General features: G+C 40.3%; 22 protein-coding genes. 5 read left to right on the plus strand and 17 right to left on the minus strand.

The features are described 5' to 3' along the window. Positions 1–22: 22 nt before the first annotated feature. The 5 genes from GYM62_RS11910 to GYM62_RS11930 form a co-directional block, all read right to left on the minus strand. Positions 23–1,348, minus strand: a complete 1,326-nt coding sequence (locus GYM62_RS11910) for a restriction endonuclease subunit S (protein ID WP_219956561.1) — start codon at positions 1,346–1,348, stop codon at positions 23–25. Beyond that, positions 1,345–2,808, minus strand: coding sequence for an N-6 DNA methylase (locus GYM62_RS11915; protein WP_219956562.1), 1,464 nt, complete (start codon positions 2,806–2,808; stop codon positions 1,345–1,347). Before GYM62_RS11915 ends, GYM62_RS11910 begins: the two co-directional genes overlap by 4 nt. Before the next feature lie 6 nt (positions 2,809–2,814). Beyond that, entirely contained in the window at positions 2,815–6,048 is a 3,234-nt protein-coding gene (hsdR, locus tag GYM62_RS11920) for a type I restriction-modification system endonuclease (protein ID WP_219956563.1), read from the minus strand. A gap of 475 nt (positions 6,049–6,523) precedes the next feature. After that, positions 6,524–6,907 (minus strand): hypothetical protein, encoded by a 384-nt coding sequence (locus GYM62_RS11925; RefSeq protein ID WP_219956564.1) that lies wholly within the window; start codon positions 6,905–6,907, stop codon positions 6,524–6,526. A 315-nt stretch (positions 6,908–7,222) separates the two neighbouring features. Next, positions 7,223–7,744 (minus strand): hypothetical protein, encoded by a 522-nt coding sequence (locus tag GYM62_RS11930; RefSeq protein ID WP_219956565.1) that lies wholly within the window; start codon positions 7,742–7,744, stop codon positions 7,223–7,225. Between the two features lie 183 nt (positions 7,745–7,927). Here GYM62_RS11930 and GYM62_RS11935 point away from each other — a divergent pair, with 183 nt between their 5' ends. Next, positions 7,928–8,725 carry a helix-turn-helix domain-containing protein gene (locus GYM62_RS11935; protein ID WP_219956566.1) on the plus strand — a complete coding sequence of 266 codons (798 nt, stop codon included), beginning with the start codon at positions 7,928–7,930 and terminating at the stop codon, positions 8,723–8,725. A gap of 365 nt (positions 8,726–9,090) precedes the next feature. On the opposite strand, the gene GYM62_RS11940 is transcribed toward GYM62_RS11935, so the two are convergent. The 6 genes from GYM62_RS11940 to GYM62_RS21050 form a co-directional block, all read right to left on the minus strand. After that, positions 9,091–9,669 (minus strand): hypothetical protein, encoded by a 579-nt coding sequence (locus GYM62_RS11940; protein ID WP_219956567.1) that lies wholly within the window; start codon positions 9,667–9,669, stop codon positions 9,091–9,093. A gap of 118 nt (positions 9,670–9,787) precedes the next feature. Then, on the minus strand, positions 9,788–10,348 hold the full coding sequence (locus GYM62_RS11945) for a hypothetical protein (RefSeq protein WP_219956568.1): 561 nt from the start codon (positions 10,346–10,348) through the stop codon (positions 9,788–9,790). A gap of 163 nt (positions 10,349–10,511) precedes the next feature. Continuing rightward, entirely contained in the window at positions 10,512–11,075 is a 564-nt protein-coding gene (locus tag GYM62_RS11950) for a hypothetical protein (protein ID WP_219956569.1), read from the minus strand. Between the two features lie 6 nt (positions 11,076–11,081). Next, complete coding sequence (locus tag GYM62_RS11955) at positions 11,082–12,704, minus strand: hypothetical protein (protein WP_219956570.1); 1,623 nt, start codon at positions 12,702–12,704, stop codon at positions 11,082–11,084. A 276-nt stretch (positions 12,705–12,980) separates the two neighbouring features. After that, positions 12,981–14,171 (minus strand): GTP-binding protein, encoded by a 1,191-nt coding sequence (locus tag GYM62_RS11960; RefSeq protein WP_219956571.1) that lies wholly within the window; start codon positions 14,169–14,171, stop codon positions 12,981–12,983. Positions 14,172–14,177: 6 nt separating this feature from the next. Then, entirely contained in the window at positions 14,178–14,357 is a 180-nt protein-coding gene (locus GYM62_RS21050) for a hypothetical protein (RefSeq protein WP_255590365.1), read from the minus strand. Positions 14,358–14,778: 421 nt separating this feature from the next. On the opposite strand from GYM62_RS21050, the gene GYM62_RS11970 reads away from it, so the two are divergent. Together GYM62_RS11970 and GYM62_RS11975 are read left to right on the plus strand one after the other, a co-directional pair. After that, the gene (locus GYM62_RS11970) at positions 14,779–15,171 is read left to right on the plus strand and encodes a hypothetical protein (RefSeq protein WP_255590366.1); all 393 of its coding nucleotides are present in this window, start codon (positions 14,779–14,781) and stop codon (positions 15,169–15,171) included. Then, positions 15,168–15,362, plus strand: a complete 195-nt coding sequence (locus GYM62_RS11975; RefSeq protein ID WP_219956573.1) for a helix-turn-helix transcriptional regulator — start codon at positions 15,168–15,170, stop codon at positions 15,360–15,362. Before GYM62_RS11970 ends, GYM62_RS11975 begins: the two co-directional genes overlap by 4 nt. A gap of 33 nt (positions 15,363–15,395) precedes the next feature. Here the strand turns inward: GYM62_RS11975 and GYM62_RS11980 are convergent, their stop codons facing one another. From GYM62_RS11980 to GYM62_RS12000, 5 genes are all read right to left on the minus strand, one after another. After that, positions 15,396–17,000 carry a hypothetical protein gene (locus tag GYM62_RS11980; protein ID WP_219956574.1) on the minus strand — a complete coding sequence of 535 codons (1,605 nt, stop codon included), beginning with the start codon at positions 16,998–17,000 and terminating at the stop codon, positions 15,396–15,398. Positions 17,001–17,287: 287 nt separating this feature from the next. Continuing rightward, positions 17,288–18,721 (minus strand): TolC family protein, encoded by a 1,434-nt coding sequence (locus GYM62_RS11985; RefSeq protein ID WP_219956575.1) that lies wholly within the window; start codon positions 18,719–18,721, stop codon positions 17,288–17,290. After that, positions 18,708–21,938 carry an efflux RND transporter permease subunit gene (locus tag GYM62_RS11990; RefSeq protein ID WP_219956576.1) on the minus strand — a complete coding sequence of 1,077 codons (3,231 nt, stop codon included), beginning with the start codon at positions 21,936–21,938 and terminating at the stop codon, positions 18,708–18,710. The genes GYM62_RS11985 and GYM62_RS11990 overlap by 14 nt, the downstream gene beginning before the upstream one ends. Positions 21,939–21,962: 24 nt before the next feature. Then, a complete protein-coding gene (locus GYM62_RS11995) occupies positions 21,963–23,054 on the minus strand; it encodes an efflux RND transporter periplasmic adaptor subunit (RefSeq protein ID WP_219956577.1) in 1,092 nt (363 codons plus the stop codon). A gap of 163 nt (positions 23,055–23,217) precedes the next feature. Beyond that, entirely contained in the window at positions 23,218–23,622 is a 405-nt protein-coding gene (locus GYM62_RS12000; protein WP_219956578.1) for a hypothetical protein, read from the minus strand. A gap of 199 nt (positions 23,623–23,821) precedes the next feature. Between GYM62_RS12000 and GYM62_RS12005 the strand changes: the two genes are divergently transcribed. Continuing rightward, on the plus strand, positions 23,822–24,721 hold the full coding sequence (locus tag GYM62_RS12005) for a hypothetical protein (RefSeq protein WP_219956579.1): 900 nt from the start codon (positions 23,822–23,824) through the stop codon (positions 24,719–24,721). Positions 24,722–24,846: 125 nt separating this feature from the next. Next, entirely contained in the window at positions 24,847–25,491 is a 645-nt protein-coding gene (locus GYM62_RS12010) for an SDR family oxidoreductase (protein ID WP_219956580.1), read from the plus strand. 137 nt (positions 25,492–25,628) lie between these two features. On the opposite strand, the gene GYM62_RS12015 is transcribed toward GYM62_RS12010, so the two are convergent. After that, positions 25,629–26,120, minus strand: a complete 492-nt coding sequence (locus GYM62_RS12015) for a ferritin-like domain-containing protein (protein ID WP_091649322.1) — start codon at positions 26,118–26,120, stop codon at positions 25,629–25,631. Between the last annotated feature and the right edge of the window lie 147 nt (positions 26,121–26,267).

A 26,267-nucleotide genomic window follows, 5' to 3' on the forward strand; every position in this document is an offset into this window, starting at 1 on the left:
AATCAAACCTTTTATAAAAATTCTAATTCTTTTCGTAAGTTTTTAACTCCTCCGCCACCATCCCCAATTCCTCAACCTCCCTCACATACTCCTTCACTTCCTGGCCGACTAACTCCCCACGAAATGCCTTTGCCAAAATCGCCTGAGGCATTTGATCTATCTTGGCTTTTAGGCTTTGGTACTGGGATTCGATTTTGTCGGCGAAACCAAAGAGGGCATCGACTCTTGAGACAATTTCTTGTTGTTCTTTTTGGTTTGGAATAGAAATTTGGACCTGCATAACATCCTTTTGATTAATGCTTGCTTGATTCACGGCCTGTTTCGCATTTTTTCGTAATTCTTTTAGACCAATTGGACTGGTAAGAAAGACTCTCGTATATTCAGAAGTAATTTTTTCTCTTTGGAGCCTCACCCTCATCATATTGCTTTCATAAATGCATGGTTCAGGAAGTTTGTCAACTAACATGCATTTGCCCAGGTATTCCATACTGTTTACCCTATTTACTAGGATATCTCCAACTTGGATATTGTATTGTTCCAAATCCTTTTTGGAAATATTAACCCTTTGAAGTTTTGTCCAATCTGTTAAAAATCCATCATAGAATGCATCGATTCTGATTATTCGGATTCCTGCACCATATAGGTCTTTTGGAAAGTAGGCTCCATTTTTTGGAGTTGCCTCCATTACTTCACCAAAAGTCGTTTCCTCCCACTCCCCTAAATCCTTCCCCTCTCTCCACTCTCTCGTCAAGTCCCCCGTTACCGCTTGGGTAAGCACCTGCTGACGGAAGTTTATGAGTAATTCCGGAATCCGATCCAGCTTCTCCCTCAACACATCCAAATGCCCAAAAATCGCATCCAAGCGGGCTACAATCCGCTGTTGTTCGTGGAGGGGAGGAAGTGATATTAATGTTTCTTTTAAAATGGTAAGGTTAATGTTGTTTTGTGCAACGCCTTTTCCTGATTCTTGTATTTTATTGGAAAGGTTTAATAGAGAATAAGTTAAAAATCCCCTGTCAATTTCGCCAGTTGGTGTTATTCCAGCTATTGCTTGATTGGTAGCGGCATCAATTCCTAAAACCGCAACTTTTCCTATCGAAGCAAAAATTGTGAAGAGTATGGTGCCTTTGGGAAATATCCTCGCGGAAGAGTTTTTTAGGCCAAGGTCAGTGATATACTCATCGGTTTCTAGAACATTTAACGATTTTATATCCGAAATTTTGACCCAAGGAATTTTGCCACCCCAATAAGAAGAGTTCCCTCTTGACGGTGTTCCTCCACTTTTGATTGTCGCCAATTTATTTAGTGGGACTAAACTCCAGGATCTTTTAGATTTTTCCTCACTCATCCCAACAATCCGATTATCTGATCCAACTCTTTTTTAATCGCATCCAATTCTCTCGCGGCTTCTTTGGCAATATCGATGGGATCTCCCAAGTCTGCATTTTTGGAAATGCTTTCATCTTCAATCAATCCTATATCCAGAGAATCATTTTTGGCCGCGATCTGCTCACGGGTAAAGACCTGCCATCTTGGGTCTTGGATGGCTTTTCGCTTTTCATCATTGATTTCTCCTTCATACTCCTCTTTTACCTGATCGAGTGCTATGCCTCCGGTATAGGCCTTGACAAAGTCGGCAAAGGCTTCCCGAGTAAAAGGCGTTCGCTTCCCATAGCTTGGGGCATTGGTTCGCATATCGTAAAACCATACGCGCTTGGTATTCTCAGTTTCCTTTTTCCCTCTGGTAAAGAAAAGCACATTGGTCTTGACCCCTGCTGCATAGAAGATCCCCGTAGGAAGTCGTAGGATGGTATGCAGATCGCATTTATCCATCAAGTCCCGACGGATTTTTTGTCCGTCACCATCTTCGAAAAGCACATTATCGGGCAGCACCACAGCTGCTCTAGCTGTCCCTGTATCCTTTCGCAAGGATCGATAGATATGCATCAGGAAGTTGAGCTGCTTATTGGATGTCTTGATGGTAAAATCATCCCGAGTGGGTCGCTCTCCGCCCTGTTTGGTGCCAAAGGGTGGATTGGCCAATACTCCATCGAAATTCTTGAAACTCTTTCCCAAATCGGTCAGGGTATCTCCTATTGCAATTCTACTTTCCAAGCCATGGAGCTTAGCATTCATCAAGGCCAATCTATGGGCATCCTGTACCAGTTCGCAACCGGAAAAAGCCTCATTCACCTGGAAAGCTCTTTCTTTACTGTCTAGGGCAAAATAATCTGTCGTCTTTCGCCTGAGATATTCGTCCGCTGCGATCATAAAGCCAAAGGTTCCCGCAGCCGGATCATTCCATCGCTCTCCTACTTTGGGAGCCAGCAGCTCGACCATCACATTAATTAGCGGTCGGGGAGTGAAATATTGGCCAGCGCCGCTTTTCTTCTCCCCGGCATTTTTCTCCAAGAGTTCCTCATAGATACTGGCTATTTTATCCTGCTCCTCGTCTTCAAACCAATCAATCTGGTCGATATTGGTGATCAGTGTTCGCAGATTGACCGGCTTGCGAAGCGTGGTAGAAGCATTGGTGTAGATCTCCGTAATGGACTCATTCGTGGACATGGTGCCCAGATTGGCCAGCAAATCCCGGTAGGTATCAAAGAGTTCTTTGTTGTCTTTGATTTCTTTGAGCTTGGTCCAGCGGTATTGCTCTGGAATATCCTGATCAAACTTTTTGATTTCGGATAATCTCAAAAACAGGATATAGGTCAGCTCATTCAGGTACTGGTGATAGGTCACCCCATCATCCCTCAGGACATTACACAGCTCCCACAGCTTCTTGGCGATTTGCTCGGCACTCATAGTTTATTACGCATATAGATTTTGGTTGAGTTGGTTGATTACCTGCTCCAACTCGTCTTCAAATAATTTATTCAATCGCTCAAAACCACCATTCTCACTAAAGGGTGGCTGATCCAAATCTTCTATTCTCAGGATGGTCTCTCTCAATAATTGCAGTTCAAAGCGCTCTATCCATTTCAGTTGGATTTTATTCCAATCCTTCAGCTTACGGATGGATTCCACCGCCCCCTTGATTCGCTCCTCATGACTGACCAAGGAACTCCCCAATGAAAGGGTACGGATAAAGGAAATAATATCCGCCGCGATATCCTCATTTTTGGCTTCCTTCCATGCTGCTTTCAGACTAGGAGTATTAAATCCAGCTTGGTCTAAGGCCAACATAAGTTCTTTTAAAGACTTTCGGTCCAGTTCCGCAGGACGGCTCGTCACAATCTTCAGTGCCTCGATGCGGTTTTGATTTTCTTGGATGAACTTTGCGAAGTTATCCAAATAATCGGCTGGTTTTTGACCTTTTCCATAGCCACGTTCTATTCCAAGAAGCCTGTCTTCATGTTCTGAAACCAAAGTGCCAACAGATGAAGGTTTTAGCTCATCCAAAAATTTCCATAAAGTTGGAACGGATTTCACCTTAGTCACCGCGTCTGCAGGTTTTTTCGATTTTAAATCTTTCAGAAAACCATCGGCACTTTCTCCTTTGGAATTGTAGAGAAAGGCATCCTCTTGATCATTTTCGAGGTATTTTCTTTTTCGCTGGAGTTTGGCAATCAGGGCTTCAATCTGACGCTTGGTCCGTTCCTCCTTTTCGATCTGATCCAGCTCCTCGACCAATTGCTGAAAGCTGGCCTTGGGATTGGAGACCACGGGTTTCATTTGAGTGAAATCCTCCAAAGTCTCGTAAATCTTCACCGCATCATAAATCTGAAAGACCTCCTTCCCAATTTCATCGCATCTACGGGTAGCTCTACCCAGCATCTGTTCGTAGAGAATTCTGGATTTAATTCTTCTGAGAAAAACTAGATTACAAATAGCAGGTACATCAACCCCTGTTGTTAAAAGATCTACCGTAACGACGATATTGGGATATTTCTCATTTTTGAATCGAGCCACCTGCTCTTCAGGATCATAGGATTTTCCGGTGATTTTCTGAATGGAATCGTCGGGCACATCTACTCCGATAGCTTCAAATTCTTCTTTCAGATATTGCACCACCCGATCTGCATGCTCATCTGTGGCAGCAAAAATCAGCGTCTTATCATCTCCGTCCGGATCTAGCCTATTGACCAATTCCTTGATGACTGTCCGGTTAAAATTTTCCGTAATAACCTGCTTATTGAATCCGGCAATGTCAATCTTCAACTCGTCCTCCAATTGCTCCAGTTCCACAATGGAGTTGCTTTCTTTATCGTAGATCTTGGGCTTTTCTCCCTTTTCCCACTTGATTCCTTCTTCCCCCAATTGAGTTTTGATCAAAATGGGCGGTTCATGATCGATCAAATACCCATCAATCACTGCCTCCCGATAGGAATAAGTGTAGACAGCATTCCCAAAGATCTCAGTGGTATGCAATGCGGGTGTGGCAGTCAGTCCAATCGCATGAGCATCAAAATAATCCAGAACCATCCTGTACTTGCTCACATAGTCCCGCTGATCCCGGAACTCCAAATCATCCTCATCCAGCTCTCTATCCAAGAGGTATCCTCGATGGGCTTCGTCCACGATAATGCAGTCGTATTGATCGATCGCAGGAATATCTTCTCCTTCGTTGTAAAAGAGCCTTTTGACCATGCCCTGCACAGTGGCAAAATGGAGACGCGTATCCAATTCAGGTGTCAAATGCTTTAATTCCTTGACATCATAGATTTCAGCGAAAGTATTGAGTCCGATAATCTTGTTATCCTTGAATGCATTGATGGCCTGCCGAGCCAATAATCTCCTATCGACCAAAAAGAGTATTCGCTGAAATCGATTGGATTGAATCAGGCGATAAGCAAGTCCGATGATCGTTCGGGTTTTCCCTGTCCCCGTTGCCATCGTGATCAGCGTTCTCCGATCTTCCGGTTTAGCTATCAACTTCCTTTCTACAGCTCTAATCGCTTCAATCTGATATTTCCGAAGGCCTAGGCCTGTTTCTGCTTCTAAAAAATCAATGGGTTCGCTTTGAAGCTTGAGTTCAGACTCCTTTCGATCTTTTTCGAATAATTTGACCAAACCCTCTGGACTATACCAGCCTTGAAGCACTCTTGATCGATTGAATTGATTACGAACATCCAAAAACCAGACACCTGACTTAGTTTTTATTTGTTCAAGAAAAGGTCTCCCATTGGTTGAAAAAAGAAAAGGAACATGATACTTGTCCCACTTCCCTACCAAGGAAGCCTCATGCTTGGCCCCCACCTTTTCGGCATAGATTTTTGATTGATGAAGGTCTGTGGAAATATCCGAGGCATAGCGTTTTGCCTCCACAATTCCGTATAAGTCAAACCCGATAAACAAGGCATAGTCTGCCCACTTTTCTTCACAGGGCCATTCGGCAATCGCTAGATTTCTGCCTCTTTGGGGTAGGGTTTTACATTTTTTGAAATTTAGAGTTTTAGTATCTACTTCCCATCCAGCCAGTTTAAGTTGTTCATCAATCAGAGTTCGAGTCTCAGCCTCAGACATTTCGATTTTACTGGCAGCCTTTTCAGAACGAACCCGAATTTCTTCTTGCTTTTCAGCAGGCAAAGCTGATTTATCCCGCTCTTGAAGCAGTTTTTCAAACTGTTTTTGCAATTCGGCATGTTCCTTTTCCAATTCATTTAGGGCATGTCTTGCATCAAGTTTTGCTGGGAGCTGAAATTGGACAGTGGATAAGCTTTGATTTTCCTCAGAATAGGACTGATAAAACCATCGGGCAATCTTAAAGCTGGTAAACAACAATTCTTCAGCATCTTTCTGACTTGCCTTATTTTGATGCACTGCAATATTACCCTTATGCTTGACGGAATTCAAAAGGTCTTTGACCTGAGATGGAATTACCCTTTCCAACTCTAGATTTTTTATCCGATTATGGAACGTGTTGTCATAAGGAAAGTCCAAATGATGCTCCTCGAAAAGATAATCCGTCAGTCGCTCTCCGAATTGCCTGAGTTTAAAAAGACAAGTCACAGGGTCTTGGTGAAGATTGAATTCTGCCGCCTGCCCAATATTATAAAGTATGGGGAATTCAGTTTCTAGAAATGAAAAGTTTGAAAAGGTCATTTTATCCTAAAAGCGTCAGAGAAATCTTCAAATGAATTAATTCCTTAAATAATACAGAAAAAAGGAAAAGTAAAAGTTTTTCGGTTTTGAAAAAGAAACGAAGACCCTTATTACCGACATTAGAAGTGAAACAACTTGATTAAATCTATTCGTACTTTGCCGACCTGATATAAAATTTAAAAAAGTCAAGCCAATAGCAAATTGAATAGGCTTTCTAGGATGACAAAGAGTTAAAATAACCATCACTTTGGCAGGTTTTTGATTTAGAGCGATTAAGAGCTAAAGCCACTCAGAAATAGGTAGCTTTTTTTAATTAGTTAATCGGGCTTTGAGTAACTTCTAAAGAAGTAGCTTCAGGAGCCTATTCTATACCTAGCTGATTTTTAAATCCGAATTTTATCAAGAATAAATATTCTTTCAAATGTACATGGACTGGGCCCAAAAGGCTTCTTATTATAAATTTCGCTGCCTAATCTCACTCCTCTTCCTTAACCAATTCTGGCTTCTTTTTTCGAAGTAAATACTGATCTGGCCAATCTTCATCAACACAATTGGAATCGATATATTCATAGCCTAGAAGATCAAATAGATTCAGAGCATCTATCATAGAGTTAAATTCAATCGATCTTCCGTCTGAATCTACTATGAAAGATTCTTTCCACCTGTCATCCCTTAGTCTCTGCCCAAAATCAACACTAACTCTAATTTTTGATTTGAAAGGAGACCCTATTCTTACAATTTGGATATAAGTAGAATTAATATCTTCAAGGGCCACCCCATCCACGCTTTGCGCATGAGACAGGTAGCTAAAGGAGATGATACATATTAAAATCGTGAAGAAAGGCTTCTGCATGGTCATTTCTTTGAGTTATTTAAATAAAAGTTGCCCACCTAGGTATCTAGGGCATGTTTATTAAACTCTCTTTTTTACTTAAGAGTTACATTAAAACCTCCTTAGAAAAACGGGCATGAGCCAGCTAAACATAGCCTTTGATTAGCTTTGCTTTTCTAGAAATCATTGGCAAAAAAATCTCACCAAAAAAACAATCCATAGGATCATTCATCACTTCGTTTAATGCATCCAATAAATCAACAATTTATAAGCTTGAGATGTGGATAGTACATCGTAGATGGGATTATTCGCCTATAAATTTTATTGAATAATTAAAAGACCTTAATCTCCTTGAATTTCTTCAACCACCCTCTTCATCTCTTCGATCGGAGTAGTCATATTTTGATATCTGGGGCCTGGCCCGGTATTAAAAAAATCTGAGTTTAGTCGATGGCAAAGCAAATCAACCGAAATGCTTTCGATAGAAAGAAAATGATTAATAATGTCCAATTTGTAATTGATAAATCCCAATGCTCTTCGATCTGCATCTGTAGGTAAAAACCGAATTCCTCCTATCAATTCTGAATAAAAATCAGGACCCAAAAGAATCCCATCATAGCTTAACTGTTCGTACAACTCTTCCTTTATTTTTTTGTGTAAGTTGGGATAATCTTTCGCCATTACGTTAACCAGAATAAAACTATAGGTAGTTTGGGCATTTAAAAAGAATAAACATTTTTTTCGGTCTACATAAAATACAGTGGCATTCCATTTACCCAGGCGACTAGAATCCAGCTCGGAGGATTTCTTATCGGTGAATTTCTTTAATAGCTTTTCAAGCTTTTTGGACAAATGGATATGCATAGTAATTCATTTTTATAAACCTCAAATTAAATAAACCGCCGTGCAATCCTATCGACTTTTCAAAATATATACAGCTATCTTCATGTAGAAAATCCTCAATTTGAGGTAAAGCCCAAGAGAATGTCGTATGAATGTCATACTATCGGCGTTTTCTGGCAGAATATGAACTCATAATTTTGAACTGTGAATTACGGAACTGAAATCAAATCCCGAAGAATCGCCAATGGATGGAGTCAGGGTGAGCTCGCCGAAAGATGCCAGCTTACCTTGAGAACCATACAAAGGCTGGAAAAGGGGGATGTCAACCCAAGTTTATTTACTCAATCAAGAATACTTGAGGTTTTAGACTTGGAGTTTAGACAGGAGATTGAAGAGGAAAAATTCACAAACAAATCAACTTCCACTCAATCAAAAATTATGAGCACTTTATTTCAATTAATTCAATCCAAAATCATCTCAATTTCTTTGGCTACCATCTTACTCGCTTGGTCTGCGATCTGGGCAATTGATATTCCAGACTTAGTATTTAAAAGGAGTGTTTTACCAAATCAAACCTGCTTGGAAATCAAAACTGTCAATTGCGAAACAGAGACTTCCTGCGATATAGAAGTCACAAAGAAGGATAAAAATGGTGAGATTTTATGGCAAAAGATCTTTGGGGGAAATAGCTATGACAAAGCTGCTGCAATTCTAGCTGCGAAAGACGGAGGAGTCTATATTTTGGGATCAACCAGTTCTTTTGGGCAGGGGAATTATGACATTTTATTAATCAAGACCGATTCGGATGGTGAATTCCTTTGGCAGAAAACATACGGAACATTCTTTAATGATTATGCTGAAAACATCACCTATGATGAATCCGGAACCCTAATTGAAATCCAAGGCAAAAAACAGGTTTGCAGCACTCCTAATGTTTCGGAAAATTGTGTGATGGAAACATGGGTTTTTCAAGTTGATTTTGATGGGGAAATGAAGTCTTAGAGATCCTTCATACTTTTTTCCAAACTTCATCAATAAGCCCGCAAAAGACACCTTAGTGATTATATTTTGGAAAAAACCTTAAATCACAAAGACCCTGGAATTGACCAAGGACCTTATAGCTCATAACCGATAACACTCAACCCCTACCCTTCTTTGCCTCTTCCACCCTTTGCGGGAGATCAAAGTCCACTTCGATACCAAACTTAAACCCCAAAATATCCCGCTTCTTTAGGGCACAAAAAATCCTAATTTAGCTTTCAATTTCCGCCAAAACCTAAGTCTTTGAGCTAAGCTATTGAATATGGTTTTCCTTTTAATAGTATGAAAGCGAATACAACCATCAAACAAGGCTCAGACCTTTTATATCAATCTTGCGGGATCAATAGGGAAACTACCAATCCGACAGAGCTTCCTGACAATTGCTCGCCTCGGGATGTGGTATATTGTACTGATGTATAGGTCAGAGCTATCCATCGGTAACCAAACTCAAATTTTGCCCCTAGATTGCTTTTCATTTTTTCGTCTGACACAAATCCATCTCCTTTAAATCGAACCAATTGATGGTTGGCTATCCCGGCTCCTAAGCGGAAGTCTTCATTGAATTTGTAAAAGGGCATCACATAAATTGGAACACGGGTAAATCTAATATTGGCATTGTTAGCAGCAGTGGTATTATACTTCCATCCTATTCCGCTCCGAAACATCAATTGCTTTACTTGAGGAAAGTCAATTTGTCCACCCACGGATAAATAGCCCCCCTGACCGGCTCGCATGATTTGATCATCCCCATTAGTGAAAAAAATCTGCAATAACTCATCCCCTCCGTACTCTAGGCCACCTTCCAATAGCAGTTTTACTCTCGGCCCAGAGCTGTTTTCCTGAGCTAGGACGGGCATCGCCATAACTATGGCAGCAATGACTAATAATGCGATTTTCTTCTTCATAAAATTAATTTCTAAGTAACTAAGGGTGTGAAACCGATTTTCTACTGACTAAAGATGGCGCAGGAATTATCAAGTCCCCTATTCTCTCAGGCGAGCTGAATTGTCGGAAAATTTCCTACTATTGATTATTAAGTCGGGTAATGAATTCGGGAATATCGTTCTTGTTCAGTTCTTCCACTTCAGACAAGGCAGTTGGATTGTCGGCTAATATCTTCCGAAGATTCCTTTTCCAATTGCCCAGCAGGTGAACCGTCAAATAGACAAATTCCCCGTTGGATTTGTAGAGCCCATAATGCGGCAAGGTAGTCACCACTCCATTGACATTGGTGCTGACCATATGTAGGTACAACTGATAATGAGGCCCGTAAACGATCTGGCGGAAAAAGCCTCCATCATTGGTCTTTTCGATCTCTATAAATCGATAGTCGAATCGGTTCCAGCCTACTTGGTATCCATAAGCTCCGATTTTTTTATCCTTGGCTTTAAAAACTACCGGAGTTTCATCCTCCCCTTTCACTACCAAAGCATAGTAATTGGTGGATATTTTTTTACCACCAATTTTAATTTTTGCAGCAACAGTATCCTTACCAGAAAGGACATAATATCCATCTATATAATCCTGAGCATAAAGAAATTGTGCGGAAAGAAAGCTAAGCAAAAAGGCAAGGGTAAACCTCATAAAGGAGTGGGTTAAATGTCGCCAAATCTGGCTAAAAAAATTGGATATCAAAGCGGTCGTTAACTATTTATTTTCCAGCTAAATCCAAGAACTTTTAACTCCTTCATAGGAGTTCTATTTTACCCAATGAGTGATGGAAAGAACGCTCCCAATTTCATTTTCTCTAAGTCCCTTTTTTGGATGATTTTGCAGGTATCGGTCGATTGGTCAAACTCCCTAAATTTACTTTTTCCGGAATTCCTCCCGGAAATCTGGCGTATTTCAACAGCTGCTCTTTTTCTTTCTCCCACTCAAAATAATTGATCTTTCGGTTTTCTGTGGCAGAGGCAATTCCCATTCCGCCCAAATTGATTCCGCTAAAAACCAGAGCAGTCACCAAGGGAGAGGCGCCATACCCGCCAATGGTAAGCAAGAGGGCATTGGGAATCATTGGAATCAAAGCTCCTGCAAGGTAAGAGTTGGGATCATGAGCAATCAATTGGCCGTAGGTAACTTGGTCTAAAGGTTTTGAAATCGCTTGATTGGAATACAATACCACCAAACTGTCATTTCTTACGCCGATCAATTCTCCGGAAATAGTTTCTCCGGATGCGATGATGGTAATATAGCCACCATAAGGATCAGAGGGCAAATCCAAACGCTTGGGTACATTCCCATCAGGCGCCAAAACCAAATTGGAAGCACAGGAACTCAAAACTAGCCCTACTAAGAGTGTCAGCTTTCTCATCTTTAATTATCGATCTGATGTTGCGTATTTACTATTCCAGAAGATAGCCTCCATTTCAGTTTCATTTTCCTTGTACAATGGAGCCGCTTTTTTTAAGTATTTTCTCGGGAAAATCATGGCCCATTTCACTTTGGAAAAGTTTTCCTCCTTCAGCCATTCCTCCCTCATCCACTCGATGTAATAGCCCTGGCTCTCCAAGAAATACTGATGCTTGACACTGGATTCTATCGGAAAATGGATTCGGTATTCATCACCCGGATAGGTCACGAGGTAAGCCGACGGATTCCGAAGCTTTTCCAAAGCCAGGCTATCCTGGGATCCGGCAGAAATCAATTGATCTGGTAGAATTCTTTTTGGGAGGACCTCTTTTACTATGCTTGCCAGATTCACCTGATTGATTCGCCAAAGCCCTTGGGTGAATCGCAGCCGTATGGAGATCTTGTCAGTATCCAATTCGGGCAAAAGAACCAGATGAGTGTCTGAAGCAATGGGACCGGATTCCGTGACTTCCTCGATGATCTTCCAGTTTCCCTTTTTATCCAACATCGCTATTTCAATCCCACCTAATCTTTCATACATTTTCTTTATTCTGTTTTGAAAACCAGGCTTACGGGTCTCCATGGCATGAAGCAAATAGCCGGTGGCATTCCCGGAATAGGCTAACATTTGATAAAAAAGAAAAGTAGTCATTAAAGACTGCCTTTTATCGATGACCAAACCTTTGGCTTGTTGAAGGTTTTCAAACTCCAAGAAAATTTCCTCTTGACTGGAAAGATCCAAGGAATCGGCCAGGCTGTACCATTCCAAGTCGTCCACATCACTCAATTCCTCTTTGATGGACGTAGCGTGATGCATTGCTTTTTGAGGAAGTGCCAGCCTATCGACTTCAAAAAAACGGCTGTTTTTAGATTCAAAAACCTGATTTTCAGGAGATTTTTCGCACACTATGAGTTGGATAGACTTAACCATATGGGTTTCCAGCGCCTCATTTTTCATTTGAATACTTACCTGTCCCGGAGGGAAAGTAAAGTGGAACCTGTCAATATCTGTCTCTTCCAGAGATCGGCTGATGCTGGATGAAAAACCCTCCGCCACCAGTTTTTCCTCTCCATTCTCTTGAACATAAAAAGTAGGACATGATCCGAAACAGGATTTGGGGTTAATGATACAGGAAATTGCAAGAGGTACTGTCACCACTGAAGTGACGACCATGGCAGCTACTCCAGGATTGTTGCTTTTATTGTTGGTTTCCACGATCACGATATCGTCAAATGGCACCCGGAATTTTTGACTGCCCGAATTGGACTTGGGGTAGGCAGAATCAGTTTCGGAGAGATTTCTGAGAATAGGCTTTCTATTGGGGTCAAGGCGCGTTCCCATTCCTTCAATAAATCGGATGGATTCGTTGACATCCCACTTATTGAGTACATACAAATCCCCATTCTTCATGTGGATTTTAAGGTATTCTTTTTTCGGGCTGATATTTTTTGCCTCTTCCACTGCTACCAGTTCACGGGACACTTTCTGAGTGGTGCATTGAAAAAGCAGAAAGCAAACCAAGAAGCCTACAGACCAAGAGATGGAGCTAGGCTTTTGTATAAAATTTTCTTTTGCGTTCAATTTATTCATAACCTTATCAATCAGCATAGAATAAATCTACGGAACAAAATTTTACAGAAGCCTATCGATCAAGTACTAAGATTTGCAATAAATACTAAAATCGAAATTATTTTTATGTAGATCTGCAATTCACCAATAAGGACCCCTATCTGGCCAAAGGCTTAAATCCCTAAAGCTCCGTGCATCATCGTTTGATAGAAGTAGGGGTCCCTACACTCTGTTTATGATATATGATGAAGTAGAAGGTGGTATTCATCAATGAATTTCCTCAAAGAAATTACTTCATTAAAAAGGCCAGGGATCTTGAATTTTTGCTCCTTTTTCAAGTAAATCCAATTCTCTTTCGGTCATCAGACAAGCGTTCAGTTCGAGGGTTATTTTTTCCACCTCAGGATATTGCCCTATCAGAACCAATTCATTCATTCGATCTCCAAAACGCTTATCCCATCTGGACTCGATCCATTTCTGATTGTCCAAGTAGGATGCATAGCGAATTCGCTGCTGAAAAGGCATGGATGCCCACCAAACTCCTGCCTGTTCAGCTTTCAAGCTACCTCCAGCCTGTGACCAGGAAATCGCTTCGTTCATCCTTGAACCTATATAAAACAGCCCCTTACTCCGGATAATCGAACCTGGCCAGTCGGATTGAATATAATTCCAAAAGCGCTGAGGGTGAAAGGGTCTTTTATCCCTAAAAACAAAACTGCTGATACCGTATTCTTCCGTTTCCGGTCTGTGTTCTTTTTCCAGCTCTTCCATCCAGGCAGCTGATGCTGATTCCAAAGCTTCATCATAGAGTCCTGTATTCAGAATTTTATCCAAAGGAACTTTTCCCTTTTCTGTTCGAATGACCTGAGCGCGAGGATTGAGCTTGCGAAGGATTGCCTCCAATTCCTCCACTTGGTCAAGAGCCACCAAATCACATTTATTCAGAAGAATCACATTGGCAAATTCAATCTGATCCGTGAGTAGATTGACAATGGATCGCGTATCCTCGGGATCGTCATTCATCTTTCTGGTCCAAACGGTATCCCCGCTTCCAAAATCTTTGTGAAAATTATAGGCATCCACCACAGTTACCAAAGTATCCAACTCACTGACCTCTCCCAAAATGTATTTTCCATTTTCATCCACAAACGTAAAAGTTTGGGCTACCGGAAGCGGCTCGGAAATACCCGAGCTCTCAATCAATAAATAATCAAACCTTCCCTCTCGGGCCAACTTGCCTACCTCCTCCATCAGATCCTCCCTCAGCGTACAGCAGATGCAGCCATTGCTCATTTCCACGAGTTTTTCTTCTGTTCGGGAAAGCGTATTTCCTTGCTGTATCAGCTGTGCGTCCACATTGATTTCACCCATATCATTGACGATGACAGCTACTTTCATTCCTTCTTTATTCTGCAGAATATGGTTAAGAAGTGTAGTTTTGCCCGCTCCTAAAAATCCACTTAAAACAGTTACTGGTAGTTTTTTCATATAGAATTAAATTATAATAGCGTCTCGAATAATAAAGGTCATTTCTTCCACATCGGTGGCATTTAAATCAAGTATGCCCCTCACCTCAATGATTTGGTCTACTTTCATTCGGGGAGGCTTTGCTTTGAGATAAACCACAGCGACAGACTCAGGCCCGGCTGCTCCACAGAAAAAACACTCCGCCATGGGGTATTTGGACAGGATGAGTGCTTGACTGGATTGAAGTTAAAGAGGTATATAAAAGCCTTTTAAAGTCACTTGATTTCCCTTTAGGGCTTTGAGCTCTTGAGTGAATTCGGGATAGAAAAAGTAAAGCCCAAAATCCCGGTTTAGTTTTTCTCTGAAAGGAACTTTTTGAAATAAGGCCCACAAATCCCTTACCGGTAAACTTTGACTAAACCCAATTATCCCAGGCACCGACATAATTATAACTAAGAGCAGAATAGATAAAGTTTTCATAATTCTTTATTGCAACAAAGTTGCATTAATTAAGTCTTCAATTCAAACCATTTCGATAAATTTTAAAGCATTTTGTAAATAAAACTTGACTTTTGTAAAACTTACTTTACATTTGTAAAGTCAACTTTACATAAAAATCATGGAATCAATGAAAGAAGAACGAATCAAAAGGACCAAGAAACTGGCAATATGGACTTGGAGTTGGGTTGCTACTATGGCGATCGCCACCTTTGGGCCAGAGTTTATCTGGGATAATCACCCCTTCCTCACTCCTTTTGCCATTGTGGTCAATCTCGTAAATGGAATTTTAATGATCTTGGCTAATAGGGATTTATTCAATCACTTCGATGAACTCGAACGCAAAATCCATTTGGAAGCCATGGGAATCACGCTAGGACTGGCTGTGGTGGTAGGACTCACCTTTTCGCTCATGCATCAAAAGGGAATCATCGCCTTCGATGCAGAAATAGGATATTTGGTGATGTTTATTGGTGTCACCTATATGATAGCCATGATGATCAATAGAAAGCGATATCTATGAAAAATCGAATTCGGGATTTGAGAGTCGCCAAAAACATGACTCAGGAGGATCTGGCGGAGATTATTGGGGTATCCAGACAGACCATCAATGCGATAGAAAAAGAAAAATTTGACCCCAGTTTGCCCACCGCCTTCAAACTATCCAAGCTATTTGAACTCTCCATTGAGGAAATATTTCAATATGAGGAATGAATTCGGCTATTCGTGGGGGAATTTTGAAGGCCCTTATTTCAACCTCGAATAAGCGATTAAATTATTATCCAATTCTTCAATCTCCTTATTGATGAGCTTGATCAATTCCTTGTCAGTATATACAGGGTTGGAATTGAGCTCATCATTTTCTTTGAGATAATCCAATAGCCCCAAGGCATTTGCAACATTTTTTCTGAAAATGTGGGAAATGATCCAGGAAACATCCTGTTGATACCAATTTTTCATTTCCTCGCACTGATTTTCTTCCAATAAAAAGAAGACTAAATGCTTGCTGAACTCATTCTCATAAGAAGTAATTCTAAAGTCATATTGGCCTGAATTTTCATCCTTGAAAGTGATTTTAAAATCTTTAGAAAAATCAGGTGTCCGAAGAAAGGTAATCAGCTTCTGCAAATCTGAAAAAGACAGGTGCTTTCGGAGATAAAAGAGCAGACTTTGAGGGGCTAGCGTATCCATACCGAGGTTCAGATAAACAGAGAGCCTTGAACTGATCTGGAAAAGTTTTTTGGAAGGATAATATTCCAAAATGTAGGATTTCTGGTTTTTGCTGAACTCCAACAGTTGCTGTAAGGATACCTTGGATTTATTAAACTGATCCACCATATGGGACACATTGATCCCGAATAGAAAGTATCCTTTTAATTGTCTTTTTTCATAAATAGGAGAAATCCTTATTCCCAAATGAACTTCATCCACTGCCAAATGGACCACGTTGAATTGAGGTCCTTTATTTTCTTCCAATTCAGAAATCAAGGCCCCAAACATTTCTTTCTGATTCAAGGAATCTCCTACAGTCACTCCACCAAATAGAGAAGCAAAGTTTTTGTTGAAATATAAAATAGAATAATCCTTATCGATGAAAGAGATATAGGCATTGATGGAATCAAAAATGGTACTGGAAGATTCCCTAAGATTGAGCTTTACTAGGATATTATTAGAAAGCAGGGAATAGGAAAAGTAAATGAAGATAGGAACTGAAATAGAGATCATGGGAATCTCAAACCCGACAATCAAAGGGAGCACAATTTGTCCGAGAAAGCCCAAGCTTCCTGTGATCACCAAGCCAATGAAGAAATTTCTAAAATCCTGCTTTAAGTGGGGTTTCTTTAGAAATTCCTGGTAAAACATGTAAACAGCTAGAAGAAAGCCCACTCCTATCCATAACCTTGAGATTTTAGCCATGGGGTTACCTTCAAAATCAGTCACAAAGCCATAAGAATCAGTATAGATATAGTAATCCTTCACATCGTATTTCACACATAAAAATGCTATCAGAACTGTTCCCACGATTAAGGATACCTTAAGCGTGTTGTAAATAGCGGAGTTTTTATAGAGCAACGCATAGACCAAATCATAGCAGAGATAACCTACAAACAGGATGAAAAAATAAAAGAAATCATGAAACTGATTGATGATGGCTTCTTCAGTTGCCACCCTGCAGAGCAACTCAAAGGACTGAAGAAATATGACCGCAAAAATCAGAAGTTCCAGCTTGGTCTTAAATGAAGATCGCTTCCGAACCAACCTAAGCTTAATCAAAAAGCCCAAAGAAATAATGATACTGATGACAGTAATTATTTGATAGGTTGATTGTAGAAGAATAAAAACTTTACTCATTCCGATTAAAAATCAATGGTGTTTGGAATTATAAATTCGATTCAATTTAAATATTTAGCTTCATTGAAACCCGAACTTTCTAAATCTCCCGGGCAAAGCAGAATCAATCAATTTCTATGCTCAAAAATGTTTTTTCACAACTTATCGATCAACTGGCTAAGTCATAGGGGGAAAGATTTATGAACAGTTGCAAAAAAAGAAAAACCATCCCACAACGCTGTAGGACGGTTTTTGAATTTAGAATAAATCATCACTCAGTTATGCTTTCGCCAAGCATCTTTATCAACCTAATTCCATCCTCCACCCAGAGCCTGATATAAATGCACCATAGCATTCATTTGTTGGGCTTTGGTTTCAATCAATTCCATTTTGGACTCCAATGCGTCTCGCTGAGTGAGCAGCACCTCCATATAATCCGCCCTAGCTGATCGGAAAAGGCTGGAAGAAATTGCTATGGACTCCGTTAAAGCTTGTACCTGTCTGGCTTTCAAATTGGCACTTTGCTCCAAATTGGAAATTTTTGCCATCTGATTGGAGACCTCGTAATATCCATTTAAAATACGTTGCTCGTATTCGTAGACTGCTTGCAGTTGCTTTGAATTTGCAGTTTGGTATTGAGCTTTAATAGCATTTCTATTGACTAAAGGAGCCATCAAATCACCCGCTAATCCGTAAAGCATGGACTCGGGACTTGTCAGTAAATACCTGGCATTGAAGGCTTGAAAACCCAAACCTGCTGTAATCCTGAAAGAAGGATAGAAATTGGCTCTCGCTACTTTCACGTCCAATTTGGCTGCAGCTAATTCCAGTTCAGCCTGCCTGATATCCGGTCTATTGATCAATAACTGAGAAGGAATCCCAGCCTGCACCAGCTTAGGACTGGACTCGGAAAACGAAGCTGAACTTCTCCGAATGGGCTGAGGAAATCTACCTGTTAAGAAATTAATCCGGTTTTCAGTTTCTGTGATTTCCTGTTGAATCGCGTAAATCAAACTTCTGTTTTTAGCCAATTCGGCTTCAAACCTCTTTACCGCCAACTCTGTGGCCTTTGCAGCTTCTTTTTGAAGTTTGACAGTCTCATAGGCATTTTTCTGGATTTCTATGGTCTGACTGATTATTTCCAGTTGATTATCCAAAGCCATCAATTCAAAATAAGAACTGGCGATTTCAGACACCAAATTTGTAATTAGGAAATTTCTCCCTTCCACAGTTGCTAAATATTCAAAAACAGCTGACTTTTTGGAATTCCTGAGCTTTTTCCAAACATCCAATTCCCAAGAAGCAAAAGCTCCAACCATCAAATCTGTAAATGGCTCTGGAAACTCTTTCCCTTCTTTGATTTCGGTCGTAGCTTCCAGTGCACCAAAACGGGTATATCTGCCCACTTTATCCACACCTGCTCCCCCTTGAATCGAGACGAATGGGAGATACTCTCCTTTTCTGGCCTTTATCTCATTATTGGCGATTTGAATTTCCTGCAGGAAAATATTCAACTCCTGATTTCTGCTTAAAGCAGAATCGATCAAAGCTTTCAGATTGGGGTCCTCAAAAAAAGATCTCCATGGAATTTGAGCTGAATTGATAGAGTCTCCTGATGCATTGTAAGCAAGAGGAAGTTCCTTATTTTCTTGCCTCAAAGCTGCTTCCGGAACTTTGCAGGCAAAACTCAGGAGCAGTACAAAAACGACTGCCCACAATTGAATGAAATTAGACTTCTTCATGATTGATATTGTTTTTAGACAGTAATTTTTTGATTTTCTTCAATAAAGAATTTCGGGTTCCAGAGCCCACAAAATCCTCGCTCAATGGGTTTTCATCCTCATCCCGGATTAGCTTTCTACCTTCGGCCAAGCTGCCAAATAAGAAGTAGAGCCCGGGTACAATGAGTACCCCGAAAATTGTCCCAAACAACATCCCTCCCATGGCGGAGGAGCCGATTGTCCTATTTCCGATAGCTCCAGGGCCGGTAGCTATCACCAAAGGAATCAGACCTGCTATAAAGGCAAAGGAAGTCATCAAAATAGGTCTAAACCTGACTTTAGCTCCTTCTATCGCTGCTTCTAAAACCGATGATCCCTGTTGATGCTTCTGCACCGCAAACTCCACTATCAAGACGGCATTTTTACCTAGCAAGCCCACTAGCATGATAAGGCCTATCTGTGCATAGATATCATTCGCCAAACCCATCATTTTTAGAAGTAAGAAAGATCCAAATACCCCCACAGGAAGGGAGAATATTACAGCCAAAGGAATTATGAAGCTTTCGTACTGCGCTGCTAAGACCAAGTACACGAAAATCAGTACTACAATAAAAATATAGAGTGCTTCATTTCCTCTTCTAGCCTCATCGTAGGAAAGTCCTTCCCATGCTATATCATACCCATTTGGCAGAGTTTTTTCCGCCACTTCCTGAATGGCCTGTATCGCATCCCCACTGGTGTATCCTGGAGCAGGAACTCCTTTGATAGAGGAAGAAGTATAGAGGTTGAATCGAGTGATCTCATTAGGCCCTTGCTTTTTCTCCATTTTCATAAAGGCTGAGTAAGGCACCATTTCTCCATGCTCGCTCTTGATGAAAAGATTCAGAATATCACTGGGAAGTTTTCTGTACTCAGGAGCTGATTGGGTATATACCTTGAAGAAATTTCCAAAACGGATAAATCCCTGTTCATAGGTACTACCAATCAAAACATCAAGGTTTTCCATGGCCTTACCTATTGACACTCCCTTTTGCATGGCTAATTCATTATCAATAATCAGCTCATACTGAGGATAATTGGCAGCAAAAAAAGTGAAGAGCCCTGAGAGCTCAGGCCTTTTTTTCAATTCTGTCATAAACTCCGAATTAACCTGATCAAACTCTTGATAATCCACCGTGCTGTTTTTGTCTAGCATTCTCAGAGAAAAACCATCAGATGAACCGTATCCGGGAACAGCAGGCGGTTCGAAATATTCGATTACAGCTCCCAAATCTTTGGTTTTCTCTTCCAGTTCATGAATAATTTTCCTAACAGAATGATGTCTCTGAGACCAATCTTTCAAGTTGATCAAACAAGTACCTGCATTGGAGCCTCTTCCCTCGGTTAAGATTTCATATCCTGCCAATGAGGAAACAGATTGAATTCCATCCACCTCTTCTGCAATTTCCTGAAGCTTTCTGGAAACCTCATTGGTTCTCTCCAAGGTAGATCCCGGAGGAGTTTGAATAATGGCATAAATCATCCCCTGATCCTCATTAGGGATGAACCCAGAAGGAAGTTTTTCATTGACTGCAAAAATTCCCAATCCAAATGCTATTAGAATTCCCCAAGTCACCACTCTCCTATTCACAATCAGGCGAAGTAATGAAACGTATCTTCCGGTAAGTTTTTCAAATTTTCTATTGAACCAATCCAAGAAGCGATCAACAGGAGATTTTCTTCTTGCTTTGCCATGATTGTTTTTTAAGATCATCGCGCATAAAACCGGAGTTAGGGTCAATGCAACCACACCTGATAGCACAATGGAGCTGGCCATGGTAATGGAAAACTGCCTGTAAAAGACGCCCACAGGTCCAGTCATAAAGGCCACTGGCACGAATACAGCAGTCATGATGAGGGTGATGGCAATGATTGCACCGCTGATTTCTCCCAACACTTTTTTCACAGCCTTGTAGGGAGATAGGTGTTCTTCTTCCATTTTTGCATGTACCGCCTCCACTACAACGATGGCATCATCAACCACAATTCCGATAGCCAATACCAATGCAAACAGGGTGATCAAATTGATCGTCAAACCAAAAAGCTGCATAAACACAAAGGCTCCGATCAAGGAAACGGGAACTGCAATTGCTGGAATCAAGGTGGACCTCCAGTCCCCCAAGAATAAAAAGACTACCAAGGCAACCAATATGAAGGCCTCCACCAAGGTATGCATCACTTTATCAATGGATGCATTAACAAACTTGGACACATCATAATTAATCTCATAGCTCATCCCCGGAGGAAAGTCAGATTCCATTTCCTCCAGTTTGCTTTTCACTTGCTCAATAACTTTGCTGGCATTACTTCCGATATTTTGCTTTAATACGATGGAGGCAGCTGGGTAACCATCCTTATTGGAATAGATATCGAAAAACTCACTGCCAAGCTCCACTTCGGCTATATCCTTCAGTTTGATGATTTCGCCTTCAGGATTCGCTTTTACAATAATCTCTTCGTATTCCTCAGGTTTATTGAATCTGCCTTTATAGGTTAGAACATATTCCAGAGATTGAGCCGTTTTTCCGGATGCTTGACCCAAGCGGCCCGGTCTACCGATCACACTTTGCTCATCTATGGAGGCCAATACCTCTTCGGTAGAAATATTGTAAGCTCTCATTCGGTCAGGCTTAAGCCAAACCCTCATTGCATATTGTCTACTTCCTAGGATTTGAGCCCTACCCATGCCGCTGATTCTTTGCAGTTCTGGTAGTATGTGCACATTGGCATAGTTGTACAAAAACTTCTCATCAGCATTTTTATCTGTACTGAAAAGGTTTACATACATCAGCATACTTGGCTGAATAGGGGTAATAATTACTCCTTCCCGCTGCACTAAAGGCGGGAGATTATTCATTACTTGGTCCACCCTCGTTTTGACATTGACTACAGCCGCATTGGGATCAGTTCCGGGTTCAAAAACAATCTGAATAGTCGCCTCTCCGGCACTGGTAGCATCCGAAATTAAGTATTGCATACCCTGAACTCCATTGATTGCCCTTTCTAAAGGAATGAGGGTAGACTGAACCAAAACATCAGCACTCGATCCCGGATAAGCGATAAAAATATTTACCCGTGGAGGTGCAATTTCAGGAAACTGGGAGATGGGTCTGGTAGCTATGGCTAGAATACCCAGAAATACGATGGCGAGCGATATGGCTATCGCCAATACCGGTCTCTGTATAAATTTGCTAAACATTTTACCTGTGATTAAAATTTTACTTTACTCAGCATGTAATCCGTTTAGCTCAGCTAACACCTTCTCCTGATGCACGAAATCAAATTTGATTCGCTGTTTGTTCTCAACTTTTCGGAGCCCTTCGATCAGAATTTTATCATCCTCCCCTAAATCCGGAGCAATGATATAGAGATGTGGAAGTTCAGTCAATACCGTGATTTGTTTGGAGTTGACTAAACCATCCTTGTCGACAACAAAGACAAACTTTTTATCCAATATTTCGAAAGTTGCCTTTTGAGGTATTATTAAGGCATCTTCATAAATAACAGGCATTTTGATATTCCCTGTTTCTCCATGTCTAAGGATTTTCTTAGAATTCGGGAAGGTTGCCCGAAAGGCAATATTTCCTGTTTCATTATTGAAATCTGCCTCAATAGTTTCAATTTTTCCTTTTTCCTCAAACTCCTTGTTGTTAGCCATCTGCAATATCACATTAGGCAACTTTTCCAGCGTGTTGGAAGAAACATAATTGAGATATTCGGCTTCAGGCACATTGAAATAAACCCACATCTGATTATTGTCTGATAGTGTGGTTAGAAGCTCACCTTCATCAAGCAAACTACCCTGTCTTACCAGAAAACGCCCCATGATGCCATCAAATGGAGCTCTAATCTCTGTAAATCCAAGATGCGTTTCGGCAAGATTCAGTTCTGCCTTGGCCTTTTCAAATTTTGCCTGAGCCAATGCTAATTCATTGGGAGAAACCACATTATTGTCTGCAAGGCTTTTGGTATTGAGGTATTCTATTTCCGCAAAATTTGCCTCAGCCTTCGCACGTTGTGCCTCTGCTTTGTAGATAGTTGGCATGATGCGAAACATCAATTGTCCTTTTTTGACAAATTGACCCTCATCCACATAAATGTTTTGAAGGTAACCTTTCTCTAAAGCTCTTAATTCTATGTGCTGTATAGAATGAATTTGACTGACGTATTCTTTGTAAATAACTGTGTCCTTAACAATTGGACTAGTGACCAAAAAAGTAGATTCTTCTTCTTTGGATTGATGATGTGAATTGCAGGCAGTTTGAAATAAAAGCGCAAACAAGCCCACAATCAAAGTTAATCTATGATTATTCATGATGATTTTTCGTAAGTAATTGAGTGATGGAAATTCCACTCCGCGCATAAACATGAGACTAAGCCCAAGTCAATGCCAAGGAATGACACAAGGGTTTATTGTTTCTGATTTCCAATAGAGGTATGCTCTAATTGAGCAAGGTTTGCTCAATTGACGAAAAATCCTATATCGTCAAAACACAGTTTGACAGGTGTATTCTACAGGGGTGGGTGAAAGAGAAGTTCTTATTAAATAACAAGAACTTGGTCAAATAAGCTCGGAAGCTTCCGATTAATAAGAAAAAGAAAAGAGAAGAAAGAGCAACTTGAATCAGTAAAAAGAAATGAGAGTTTTTATCCTCCGTTTCTTCTTCCACTGTCTCAGAAGTCAGATTTAAACTTCCTCTTTCTATGGAAGAATCAGGTACCAACCAAATGGCCTGATCTGACAAAGGAAGAATTGGTTCATCCAATTGAACACCTTCCTCATTATAGGAATACTCCTGATGCTCGGGTATAAGAAATATGGATGCAACTTGACCTATTCCCAGGGATAGGAAAATCACGAAGGCCAATAAAAATCGGAGCATCTTATTCATTACAAGCCGTAAAGCTATTGGGAGTTATTTTGATAAACAAGAAAGCAAACAGTTATTTTCTTGAAATAATTAAAACAGATCCTCATTTGGGAAGAACCCATTACAAGTAGCAATTTGTTTATTATCAATCTATTAAACAATTCATTCATTTTTGGATTAAGTCTATGTTAATGGGATAAATCCATCTTAAATGCAAGTACCAAGTTTTTTTCATAGTCTATACACCAAGCTGCTTTCTGAAAAAACTAAGGCTAAAGGGGAAGGTTGGATTTTAGGGATTGCTATTGGAAGTTTTATCATCCATTTGATCTTAATTTTTCTGGCAGATTTAGGGTTTTATGATGTTGAGTCCGAGCTCTTCGAAAATCCAATTTCAGCAATTTATACTCCATTCTCGTTTATTCTGGTCTATGAAGTTTATCTACTCGTCTATTTTTTACCCAAGTCATTCACTACCTACATTGGCAAACAGTATGAGATCATTTCTCTCATCATAATCCGTAGACTTTTTAAAGACCTAGCCACTTTGGAGCTTTCTTCCGATTGGTTTCAAATTAAGGATGATCTGCAATTCACTTATGACCTTCTGACATCGGTAGCATTGTTCTTTTTGCTATTACTCTTTTACAAAAACAGTAAAAAGCAAGAAACGGAAGGTGTCAAAACAGCCCCATCAGAAGAACTGAAAGCTTTCATTCAATTCAAGAAATTAACTGCAACCATTCTGGTTCCTATTTTATTGGGCATTGCGCTATATACCCTAGGTAGCTGGAGTACCTATATTTTATTCCCTGAAGGCAGTTTGGGTACTTCATTCAAAAATATCAACGCCATATTTTTTGACGAATTCTTTATGATTTTGATTGTAGTCGATGTCATACTTCTACTGGCTTCCTTTTACTACACGGACCAGTTTCACAAAGTCATGAGAAACTCCGGTTTCATCGTATCGACCATATTGATTCGCCTTTCTTTTTCAGTGGAAGGATTGATGAATAATTTTCTGATTTTGGCTGCTATTTGTTTTGGTCTGGTGATCATGGTGATTCACAATCAATATGAAAAAGCCTATCAAAACGAAAAAAAGTAACTTTTCCTCTTTTTGGAGGTTTAGTAAATGAGTTTAAGCTTTTGGGGTTTTTGCATTAAAGCTAATTCTGCTCAAACAGATTTAAATCCTATAAAATCAATTTTCTCATCTAAATCCTTTTTAACATGTCAAAAAAGAATGTATTAATCATCGGAGCTAATGGAATTACCGGAAGGCTGATTTGCAAAAAATTAGTAAACTCACAACACTATCAGCCAACAGCCATGATCCGAGAAGAATCTCAGAAAGAGTTTTTTGAAGAACTGGGAGTTCCCACAGTAATGGGAGATTTGGAGGAAGACTTTTCCAGAGCCTATGAAGACATGGATTTGGTAATATTCGCAGCGGGTTCAGGTTCCTCCACAGGGAAAGATAAAACCATAGCAGTAGATCAGGAAGGCGCTAAAAAAAGTGTGGATTTAGCTCTAGAAAACGGAATTGAAAAATATGTGATGCTGAGCTCCATGGGTGCCGGTAATCCAGACCCGGACTCCCCTATTCATTTTTATTTGGAGGCGAAGCATGAGGCAGATGAGTATTTGAAAAAATCCGGTATCTCCTACAGCATAGTCAGGCCTGGTGGTTTAACCGATGATGCTGGAAAGGGAAAAATTCAAGCGGCTTATGCTCTCAATAAAAGAGGAAAGATTTCCAGAGAAGATGTGGCAGGAACCCTTATTTATGTGCTGAATAAAAACATTGCAAGCAATTCTTCCTTTGAAATCTTGGAGGGTGAGCATTCGATTCAGGAGGCTATTGAGAATCTGTGAAACGGGGGTTAGTTATTGGTGAATAGTTATTTGTTATTAGTGAATAGGTATTAGTTATTGAGTTAATTGTTATTCAAAAATTGATAGTGACCATTGAGAATTAAACATAAAAAAAGCTGCCAAATGGCAGCTTTTTTTTAAATCTCTTGTTCCAGTTTCAGTTTCCATTGCTGTAATTCCAGCATGGCTCTTAAGCCGATAAAATGATCCTCAACCACCAGATCATCAATTCCTTTCATTCTTTCCTTGACTTGATTAATCATTTGTTGGTAGTGCTTAATCAATAAATCAATTCCGGCTTTTCTCATATGCTTTTGATTGGCATTGGGAACTGCGTGTACGTTTTGGGTCAACTTCTCAAAAGAGACTACAGGATCAACACCCAATATTGAAAGCTGCTCAGCGAAAATATCTTGCTGTGAATCCAATTCCGCGTGAAACTCGCCAGTTAGCTCATGTAAGGAATAGGCAGCAGTTCCTCGTGCATTCCAATGAACCTGTCTCACCAATCTATCTAGGCTAACCAGGTCTTCCAAAGTTTCCTGAAGTTTAACAGTAGTGGCTGTTTGTCCGTTGACTTCCAGAACCCATGCCATCATAAAAACAAATAAAAATGTGAATCTTTTCATGTTAAAATCAATACGTTGGTTTACTTATTAAAGCCTTTTACACCCAAAATGTTTAAGAAAATTAGTTATAACATATAAAATTCCGTCAAATTATCCTTCACTCTTAGCGGTAGACAGATCAGAGTTAATTTTCTCCCTTTTTGGAAA

Source organism: Algoriphagus sp. NBT04N3, assembly GCF_019443765.1.
Taxonomy (GTDB): Bacteria; Bacteroidota; Bacteroidia; order Cytophagales; family Cyclobacteriaceae; genus Algoriphagus; species Algoriphagus ornithinivorans.

Bases quoted from the DNA above. Each gene is read 5' to 3' on its own strand.
- GYM62_RS11910 (WP_219956561.1), bottom strand. From the start codon at position 1,348: ATGAGTGAGGAAAAATCTAAAAGATCCTGGAGTTTAGTCCCACTAAAT.
- GYM62_RS11915 (WP_219956562.1), bottom strand. From the start codon at position 2,808: ATGAGTGCCGAGCAAATCGCCAAGAAGCTGTGGGAGCTGTGTAATGTC.
- hsdR (WP_219956563.1), bottom strand. From the start codon at position 6,048: ATGACCTTTTCAAACTTTTCATTTCTAGAAACTGAATTCCCCATACTT.
- GYM62_RS11925 (WP_219956564.1), bottom strand. From the start codon at position 6,907: ATGACCATGCAGAAGCCTTTCTTCACGATTTTAATATGTATCATCTCC.
- GYM62_RS11930 (WP_219956565.1), bottom strand. From the start codon at position 7,744: ATGCATATCCATTTGTCCAAAAAGCTTGAAAAGCTATTAAAGAAATTC.
- GYM62_RS11940 (WP_219956567.1), bottom strand. From the start codon at position 9,669: ATGAAGAAGAAAATCGCATTATTAGTCATTGCTGCCATAGTTATGGCG.
- GYM62_RS11945 (WP_219956568.1), bottom strand. From the start codon at position 10,348: ATGAGGTTTACCCTTGCCTTTTTGCTTAGCTTTCTTTCCGCACAATTT.
- GYM62_RS11950 (WP_219956569.1), bottom strand. From the start codon at position 11,075: ATGAGAAAGCTGACACTCTTAGTAGGGCTAGTTTTGAGTTCCTGTGCT.
- GYM62_RS11955 (WP_219956570.1), bottom strand. From the start codon at position 12,704: ATGAATAAATTGAACGCAAAAGAAAATTTTATACAAAAGCCTAGCTCC.
- GYM62_RS11960 (WP_219956571.1), bottom strand. From the start codon at position 14,171: ATGAAAAAACTACCAGTAACTGTTTTAAGTGGATTTTTAGGAGCGGGC.
- GYM62_RS21050 (WP_255590365.1), bottom strand. From the start codon at position 14,357: ATGGCGGAGTGTTTTTTCTGTGGAGCAGCCGGGCCTGAGTCTGTCGCT.
- GYM62_RS11970 (WP_255590366.1), top strand. From the start codon at position 14,779: ATGAAAGAAGAACGAATCAAAAGGACCAAGAAACTGGCAATATGGACT.
- GYM62_RS11975 (WP_219956573.1), top strand. From the start codon at position 15,168: ATGAAAAATCGAATTCGGGATTTGAGAGTCGCCAAAAACATGACTCAG.
- GYM62_RS11980 (WP_219956574.1), bottom strand. From the start codon at position 17,000: ATGAGTAAAGTTTTTATTCTTCTACAATCAACCTATCAAATAATTACT.
- GYM62_RS11985 (WP_219956575.1), bottom strand. From the start codon at position 18,721: ATGAAGAAGTCTAATTTCATTCAATTGTGGGCAGTCGTTTTTGTACTG.
- GYM62_RS11990 (WP_219956576.1), bottom strand. From the start codon at position 21,938: ATGTTTAGCAAATTTATACAGAGACCGGTATTGGCGATAGCCATATCG.
- GYM62_RS11995 (WP_219956577.1), bottom strand. From the start codon at position 23,054: ATGAATAATCATAGATTAACTTTGATTGTGGGCTTGTTTGCGCTTTTA.
- GYM62_RS12000 (WP_219956578.1), bottom strand. From the start codon at position 23,622: ATGCTCCGATTTTTATTGGCCTTCGTGATTTTCCTATCCCTGGGAATA.
- GYM62_RS12005 (WP_219956579.1), top strand. From the start codon at position 23,822: ATGCAAGTACCAAGTTTTTTTCATAGTCTATACACCAAGCTGCTTTCT.
- GYM62_RS12010 (WP_219956580.1), top strand. From the start codon at position 24,847: ATGTCAAAAAAGAATGTATTAATCATCGGAGCTAATGGAATTACCGGA.
- GYM62_RS12015 (WP_091649322.1), bottom strand. From the start codon at position 26,120: ATGAAAAGATTCACATTTTTATTTGTTTTTATGATGGCATGGGTTCTG.